At 58.5% G+C, this 7863-nt stretch carries 8 protein-coding genes and 2 tRNA genes (1 of these 10 cut by a window edge); 8 read left to right on the plus strand and 2 right to left on the minus strand.

Translation table 11 applies throughout. The annotated features are described in order from the left end of the window. Positions 1–59 (plus strand) — tRNA-Val (locus ACIOWA_RS13915); it begins 78 nt to the left of the window's first position. Positions 60–78: 19 nt separating this feature from the next. Next, positions 79–155 (plus strand) — tRNA-Asp (locus ACIOWA_RS13920). A gap of 115 nt (positions 156–270) precedes the next feature. Here the strand turns inward: ACIOWA_RS13920 and ACIOWA_RS13925 are convergent. Both ACIOWA_RS13925 and ACIOWA_RS13930 read right to left on the minus strand, forming a co-directional pair. Beyond that, positions 271–1407, minus strand: coding sequence for a catalase family protein (locus ACIOWA_RS13925; RefSeq protein WP_339466733.1), 1137 nt, complete (start codon positions 1405–1407; stop codon positions 271–273). Between the two features lie 29 nt (positions 1408–1436). Further along, positions 1437–3245: a di-heme-cytochrome C peroxidase gene (locus ACIOWA_RS13930; RefSeq protein ID WP_401160305.1), complete on the minus strand. Its 1809-nt coding sequence runs from the start codon at positions 3243–3245 to the stop codon at positions 1437–1439. 269 nt (positions 3246–3514) lie between these two features. On the opposite strand from ACIOWA_RS13930, the gene ACIOWA_RS13935 reads away from it, so the two are divergent. The 6 genes from ACIOWA_RS13935 to ACIOWA_RS13960 all read left to right on the plus strand — a co-directional run. Further along, the gene (locus ACIOWA_RS13935) at positions 3515–4234 is read left to right on the plus strand and encodes an FKBP-type peptidyl-prolyl cis-trans isomerase (protein ID WP_103306955.1); all 720 of its coding nucleotides are present in this window, start codon (positions 3515–3517) and stop codon (positions 4232–4234) included. 293 nt (positions 4235–4527) lie between these two features. Continuing rightward, positions 4528–4983: a YkvA family protein gene (locus ACIOWA_RS13940; RefSeq protein ID WP_401160307.1), complete on the plus strand. Its 456-nt coding sequence runs from the start codon at positions 4528–4530 to the stop codon at positions 4981–4983. Between the two features lie 112 nt (positions 4984–5095). Further along, entirely contained in the window at positions 5096–5437 is a 342-nt protein-coding gene (locus ACIOWA_RS13945; protein WP_339433674.1) for a helix-turn-helix transcriptional regulator, read from the plus strand. Continuing rightward, positions 5434–5805, plus strand: a complete 372-nt coding sequence (locus ACIOWA_RS13950; protein ID WP_003223109.1) for a hypothetical protein — start codon at positions 5434–5436, stop codon at positions 5803–5805. The genes ACIOWA_RS13945 and ACIOWA_RS13950 overlap by 4 nt, the downstream gene beginning before the upstream one ends. Beyond that, the gene (locus ACIOWA_RS13955) at positions 5806–6213 is read left to right on the plus strand and encodes a sel1 repeat family protein (protein ID WP_339538419.1); all 408 of its coding nucleotides are present in this window, start codon (positions 5806–5808) and stop codon (positions 6211–6213) included. A gap of 237 nt (positions 6214–6450) precedes the next feature. Further along, positions 6451–7863: DUF6531 domain-containing protein (locus tag ACIOWA_RS13960; RefSeq protein ID WP_401160310.1), on the plus strand; the 1413-nt coding region annotated here is incomplete at its 3' end.

The following is a 7863-nucleotide window of genomic DNA, read 5'->3' on the forward strand; positions in this document are numbered from 1 at the left end:
GGCACACCCACCGCCCCACCCGCAGCCTGCCGGCGCCTCCCTCCCGCCATCACCCACCATTCGTTTCAAGCGTTTCGCGCAGCGGTAGTTCAGTCGGTTAGAATACCGGCCTGTCACGCCGGGGGTCGCGGGTTCGAGTCCCGTCCGCTGCGCCATATTCGGTAATCTGGAACACTGAACGCCAGATCACCACAAGAAGCCTGCCTAGTGCGGGCTTTTTGCTGTCTGGCGTTTGCTGTTTATCGGCCCGACTTGAAATGTGGGGCACGTCTACGGTGCAGCATTCTGGCTATGTCGATAGTCACTCACAGCTTCATAGACGGCTTTACGCAGACGATTGATCCCGCCAATGGGCCGATGCGCTTCAATGCCAAACCACGGGTTGAACGATAAGTTGTCGCAGGCCAGATTCAGCGCCGGTGTGTCGAAGTCCTGCGGCGGCAAGGTTATCCGCGCTACGGTTTCGAACGGTGAATCCTGCTCGCGCCATTCGATGCTGGTGTCCTCGATCGGCATGTAATGGTTCGCATCCTGGCGCTGGATCTGCAAGACGAAACACGCAGGCACACGATCCGTCGACAATTGCTGATTCAACGCACTGCGCAAGAAATTTGGCAAGTCGTGGTTCTGCTTGGGCAGCGTGTAGGCGGGGCAATGGTCCGGGTCGGGCGCTACCCGGAACTTCGCATTGGCCTCGCCAAATTTGTAGGGCGATACTGAAAAGTAGGTCGTGTCCGTCGGACTGTCCGGCGGCGGCGACAGTGTGGCCAGTGCGATGAACAAATGGCGGATTTGCCAATTGCGCGGATCCCATCCCGGAAAAAACGCCGTGATCTTTTTGCCGTCAGCCTGAGCCGCCACATTCTGACGGTACTCGGCGACATCACTGACAAAGAAGTTCGGATGGCTGAACATCACGAAGTCCTGTTCGTGTTGTCCTTGGCGGTTCTCCAGCAACTGTTTGCCCGGCACATCGTGCAATTTGATCGCCATGCCCCGTGCGTCACGCATACTGTCGAACTGCGGGTAGGCGTTGCCATTCGATAACCGAATCATCGCCGGCCAGGTTTTACCCGGCTCACTGAACACGCCTTGACGCAGCGCCGGCGGTAGATCCGCCAACACTTGCACTTCAGCCTTCACGCAACCGTGCGCCTTGGCATGCGCGTCACGCAGGTACCGCGTGCCTTCGCGGTGCTGATCGACGATACGCACAGCGGTCTGTATCACCTCCTGAGTCATGCCCGCTTCACCGGGTGGAACCTGCTCCAGCGCCGAAACCGGGCCGCGATGCTGCCAGGCAAACCAGGCCGCGGAGACCGCCCAGCCGAGCAGGCCGATCACAAGCATGATCAGCAAGGTTTTGCCCAGTAGACGTCCCAGCCACAACCAGATTCGCGCCAACATCGATAATTCTTTCTTGTGCGTCGACAGGATCATGGCAATTGCGCCTCCAATGGGCCGCCAAGGACTTTCAGGTATTCGAGCAGCGCCCAGCGCTCTTCGGGCTGCAACAGTCGGCCGATGACGCCGTTACCACGTACGCCGGCGCGAAATTCATGGCCGCTGTTATGGTTGCCGCTGATTCTTGTGTCGAACAGAAAACCGTTGGTGAAGGCTTCGGTGCGATAGCCCAGATGTCGTGGGTCGTACTCGAAGGTGCCTTTATAGAAGGTGGCAGCGCGTTCATCTTGCGGTGACAGCAACTGATAAATACTCGGCACTGAGCCGTTGTGCAGAAACGGCGCAGTAGCCCAGACACCCGCCAGTGGTCGCGCTTTGTAGGCGACTTTTTCACGAACACCGATCGGCAGGCCGAAACCGTCGAGTTGTGGCTTCTCCTGCGGCGTGACCCCGGCCTCGCGATAGGCCCGGTTCTCGACGAATGCGGTGACGTAAGCCAGGCCCTTGGCCACGGATAACTGGCTCAGATCCAGCGGTTCCTTCGGTGTCGGATGAAGTTTTACATCCATGCTCTCCAGTTCTTTGGGGTCCCATTGCAGGGCCGTCAGATCGAAGCGATGGCTGGCGATGTTGTTGGCGGCGTTTGGATCGGTGCCGATGACGTCCACGGGCAACATGTGCAAATGCTGCACCCAGCGTTCGCCTTCCTGAGTCGTGCGTGGAACGTGACACCCGGCGCAGTTTTCGCTGAATAGCGCGCGTCCTTTGGCGGCCAGGGGCTTGTCGATGGGGCCGAATAACGCCTCCGGCCAGGCGGGTGGCTGAAGCTTTTGCAAGGTTTCTTCTATCTTGTGCAGATCGCGCACACGAACGCTTGAGGCATAACGCGCATCGCCTTGCAGTGGCTGGCCGTTGTCATCGAAGAAATTCAGGGTAGCGCCGACACCCAGCGCCTCACCGATGTTGCGTGCCATCGGCTGCTGCGCCGAACCGTTCCATTGCACCCAATCGAAGGTCCACATGTCCCACAACTGCGGGTAGTCCACCGGGGCGTTGGCCACGCGGTAGTTGGCAGGGGATATCGCATCACCGAACGTAGCGTTGGCGATGCGCCCGAATGCATCGGCGCGTCCCGGACCTTCTTCAGTCGGGTAGAGGCCGCGATGGGTGTCGTTCCAGGCGACTCTCAGGAAGGTATTGAGTGAGGTTTGGAAGTCCTTGCGCAGTTGTTCATGGCGCGTGTCGTAATCATTACCCAACACCTGTCGTGCGAAACGCTCGAATTTCCAGGGGTTGTAGTAAGTCGAGGTCAGGCTTGCCACTAGTGCTTGTCCGAAACTGCCGCCACGGAGTGTAGGAACGCTGGAAGGCAAAACATGCTGCGCCGCGCCACCGTCGATGCGCACGGCCTGACCCTTGAAGCGCAATTCACCGGTGTGGCAAGCCGCGCAAGTGATGTCCAGGTAGTGCTCGGAGCTGCCGGGATTTTGGTGTCGGGCAAAGCCTACTGGCAGATTGCCGGGGTTTGTCGGCGTGGCTTTTTGCTGCGGATCGATCAGAAAGCCGAAGCGAGCGAGGTACTCTGGGGAGGCGAAGCGTTGCTCAGAGAAGGGTAATTCCAAGGCCTGGAACCACTCATAGCGCAGCCCTTTGACTTGGGTGCCCTGGGGTGTGAAATAGTAGATTTGCCGCTCTTGCTCAGTCCACTGACTCAGGTAGTGCACCTGTTGGACGGGGGTATAGAAGGGCAATTTCGGATTGGCGACGAAGTACAAAACCAACGCGAGGACGAGTCCCAGCAGTACGACGATCAGGGTCAGCACACGGAATAAGAGGCGCAAGATAAACATCCTTGTCGAGTTGTTGCGCTGTTATGCCTGAGCTTGGTCCTGTGCGGCAAGTGGCCATTACGCCAGATGTTGGGGGAGGGGAGTCGGTCCTTGTCAGGAATAGATGACAGAAGCTTCATCGTGCCTTTGGCCAAATGCGTTTTAGTCCCTGAACTTATCGCAAGATTCCTGCTCTCATGCCGGTAGCCATTGGTCGTGGCGGCCTGATAAGCTCGCGGCTTTACTCGATTGCCCTTTCGGCGCATGAACAAGGAAATAGCATGAAACAGCATCGGTTGGCGGCGGCGGTAGCCCTGGTTAGCCTGGTCCTCGCGGGTTGTGATTCGCAGACCAGCGTAGAGCTGAAAACCCCGGCGCAAAAAGCTTCCTACGGTATCGGCCTGAACATGGGCAAGAGCCTTGCTCAGGAAGGTATGGATGATCTGGACTCCAAAGCCGTAGCCCAGGGCATCGAAGATGCCGTCGGCAAGAAAGAACAGAAGCTGAAAGATGAGGAACTGGTCGAAGCCTTCGCCGCGCTGCAAAAGCGTGCTGAAGAACGTATGGCCAAGATGAGCGAAGAGTCGGCAGCCGCCGGCAAGAAATTCCTCGAGGAAAACGGCAAGAAGGCCGGCGTGACCACCACTGCTTCCGGTCTGCAGTACGAAGTCGTCAAGAAAGCCGACGGCCCACAGCCTAAGCCTACCGACGTCGTGACTGTTCACTACACCGGCAAGCTGACCAACGGCACCGTATTCGACAGCTCCGTCGAGCGCGGTAGCCCGATTGATCTGCCGGTGAGCGGCGTGATTCCGGGTTGGGTTGAAGGTCTGCAACTGATGCACGTTGGCGAGAAGTACAAACTGTACATCCCTAGCGATCTGGCTTATGGCGCACAGTCGCCAAGCCCGGCAATCCCGGCCAACTCGGTTCTGGTGTTCGACCTGGAGCTGCTGGCCATCAAGGATCCAGCCAAAGAAGACGCTGCTGCTGCAAAGTAATCAGCATCGGTTTCAACAACAACGCCTCGCTTATGCGGGGCGTTGTTGCGTCTGGAGGATGGCGAGGGTAAACAGAGCGAACCGATGCCGGTCACGACAGTCATAGCTTTGAGGCTGCCCGCATTAGACGCCCTGAGCTGCCAAGTCAATGAAATATTGGGGTTTTTTATGTGAGTAAAAAACGCCCGATCTGAGCGCGGCCCTTATAAAACGGGGCTCTCAGCGCGCAAATGCAGCTCTGTTCACAAGGTTATCCACAATTTGTGTGGATAACATTTCAACGGGAGGAATAGATGAAAGCTCCGTGGAATTACGCTCGATTCCTGCCCTTGGCCGGCCGCCTGCTGGCTCGCGGTCGCCTGCCGACCTTATTGTTTGCCGTCGCCAGCAAAGGCGCCGCGCAAGGTGATCGGCTCGGCAAACTCAAGGACGATCTGCGTTTGCTCCAGGCATTGTGCCTGGCCTATTGGCGCGGTGAGTACCGCGCGATCAGCCCGAAAGCGTTGATTTCGGTAGTGGCGGGGTTGATGTATTTCCTCAGTCCGGTCGATGCGATACCGGATTTCATCCCGGTATTCGGTATGCTCGACGACATCGCCGTCCTCGCCTGGCTGATGAAAACCCTCGACGATGAACTGACGGCTTTCCGCTTCTGGCGCAAGCGCCAGCAACCGGAAAAACTCGCGGTGGTCGAGCGTCTGCCCGATACCCCCGAGCAACTTCAACTTCAGGGCCCGAAAAAGCCCTGATTCAAGAAGGCCACGTTCAGATAGATCCCCCCCGCGACCTTAGCCGCTGTTAGGATTACACTTCTAGGGAAAAGTGCCGACTCGCTAAGTGTTGTTGTCCTACGGGGTAGTCATGGATATTCAGATAATTGCACGCGATGGCGAACCCGAATATGCGGTTCTGCCATGGGCTCAGTATCAGGCTCTACTGAAAGCAGCAGGCATCAACGAAGCACCGTCGCGGCAGGCTCAAGCACCGCTCGCGGCATCGCCAGACCCGATGCTTCCAGGTCTGGATCAATTACGCAGTTTGCGCGAAGGGAAGGGCATCGCCATTGAGGCGTTGGCCCGCACGGTAGGCATCAGCCCGTCTTACCTGGCCATGATTGAAAGTGGTGAGCGTCAGCCCGACGCCGCGATTCGCCGCAGCTTGGCTTGGGAACTGACGGTGCCCGGGTGGAGGGATGAATCGTGAGTGTACGCATCAGTCGTCAACATTGGGACGGATTGCTGGGGGAACTTGATCAGGCGCGCCGACAGCGCCATCTTCTGACTTATCGGGCTTTGCTCGAACGTTTGCAATTGCCGACGCCGGCGATGCAAACCTTGACCGCCGCACTTGAACATCTCGCGGCACTGGATGCCAAGGCCGAACAACCGCTGCGCAGTTCGCTCGTCATCAGCCAAGGCGCCAGTCGTTTGCCGCGTACCGGGTTTTTTGAATGTGTCGAGCGTCTGGGGCGCTTTTCCGGGCCATCCGATGGCGTCGCTGCAGCGTCTTGGCATGCGTCGGAAGTGGTCAGGGTGTTCGAATACGAGTACCCGGAATCGGCGGAGGCTTGAGTGTTTTTACGACTCAAGGCGCAGGCAAATTACTGGTTGGCGCGTAGGCTGTTTCACTGGTCGTGGTTTGTTCGCCAGCCGCGTGGCTGGCGCTGGCTTGAAGGCCAGTTTGCGCGCATGGCCAACCTTGGCGATGTCGGTGCGCAAAGCTTCTACGGACACATCCTGACCTTTCGCGGCGTAGGGCTGGGAGCGCGTGAAGAGGGCGTGCGCTTACTGCGTCTGGCGGCTTTGGCGGGCGATGGCAAAGCGGCCTACCAAGTCGGCGTCATCAGTTTCGCGGGTACCGCGAGCAAAGCCCCGGATCCTGCTGAAGCCGCACGCTGGTGGGGTATGGCCGCCAAGGCCGGGCATCCATTGGCCGAGCTGAAATTGAAAGAGCTGGGTGCTAGGGATTCAACGCAGTAAATCCATATGTGTCTGATCTATAAACGGGGCGTGAGGAAAACTCACGCCCCGTTTGCGTTTTCGCTTATTGGCTTGGCATCAAAAGCTTTGTTGCAGACTTCTCCTACAGTAATTGCCTACTCGCCTGACTTATTTCTTGAGTGATCCCCCGCAAAGTCCTCGCGCCTAATTTCTGTGCGAGGGAACGCCCATGTTCGACCCGGTCATTCAGTTTATCTCGCACTCAAGCGTGCGTTGATGGAAGCCATCACCCGTATCGAGCAAGCACTCGACCGCTTTCCCGACACCCTCAGTCTTTATCGCGAGCAGCTCAAACACTGGGCCAGCCGTGCGGCCGACACCGTCAGCGATGCCATGGATCTGCCGTCCCTGATGGGTATGGAGCGGTTCATCCGCTTCGGCGACCGCAGTACTGCCGTCAGCAGCAGCGACAACGAGTTTTTCTCCGGCGTCGTCCAGTGCCCGAAGGGCGGGCTGATGCTGATCGAGAGCAAGTTCGAGTCGGTGTACGACATCCCGCTGGGCAACATTGTGGTCGATGTGATGGCCATGGACGGTGGCGAAACGACGCCCATCACCCTGGATGCCGAAGGTAAAGGCAAATTCAAGGGAACGCCGGGCAAGTTCTATCGCGTGCATGTACACAGCGAAGTCACCCCGGAGCAGGTCGAGGCGCTGTTCAAGTCCTATGACGGTTTGACTGGCGAGCTGGATGGCTGGCTGCGCAGCGAGTGGCAGGGTTTCAAGCCGCAGTGGTCGCAGTCGGTGGCGACGGCGGCAGGCAACGGCATGTTGGCCGGGAGCTGGGCGGCGATCGAGGGTGTGTGGGACAGCATCGGATTGCTGTCGGAGATCCTTCAGGATCCGGGCGCCTTTGTGGGGCGGTTAGGCAATGGTGCGACTGATCTGATCAATCTGGCTGCAACGGCTCCCAAAGTCATGGCACAGCTTCAATTGCTGGTTAGTGACGAGGCGGCGCTGTGCTTGCTGCTGCGCACCGCGAGTCTTTGGCTGGAAATGCTGCCGCCCAGTGAACTCGCCGGCAAAACCGCGGAAGCGGCGTCGATGATGATCGTGCAGTTGCTGATCGATGTGCTGATCAGCGTTGTGTTGACTTTCGCCAGCGGTGGCGCAGGGATCGCGTATCTGACGCTGCGTCTGGCGGATCGCGCGGTTCAGTTGCTGTCGGCAGTGAAGCGATTGGTGAAGGCGTTGTTTGGCATCGTCAACGGCTTCATCAAGTACGTTGATCAATACAAAACCGTCGCCGCGCGCGGTATCGCCGCCGGGGTGAAAAAAGGCCGGATGCAACTGCGCTGGAATGCCAGGCGCAACGCCTTGTTGAAGAAAGACGAACATCACGACGACGCCCCTAATCAGGCAAAAAACCCCAACGGTGACAGCGCCGATTGCGTGCCGTCGACCTGCACCAACGGCTGTCCGGTGTCGATGGTCACCGGCGAAGAACTGCTGACCCTCACCGATGGCACCCTCGATGGCTTGCTGGCGTTCGAGTTCACCCGGTTGTACCGCACCAGTGCCGCCGAAATCGATATCGGTCTGGGGTTTGGCTGGAGCCATTCGCTGGCGCATCGGCTGGCGTTCGACGCTGACGAGGTGGTCTGGATTGACCACGAAAACCGCCGTACA

Source organism: Pseudomonas sp. NPDC087614 (assembly GCF_044743485.1).
GTDB lineage: Bacteria > Pseudomonadota > Gammaproteobacteria > Pseudomonadales > Pseudomonadaceae > Aquipseudomonas > Aquipseudomonas baetica_A.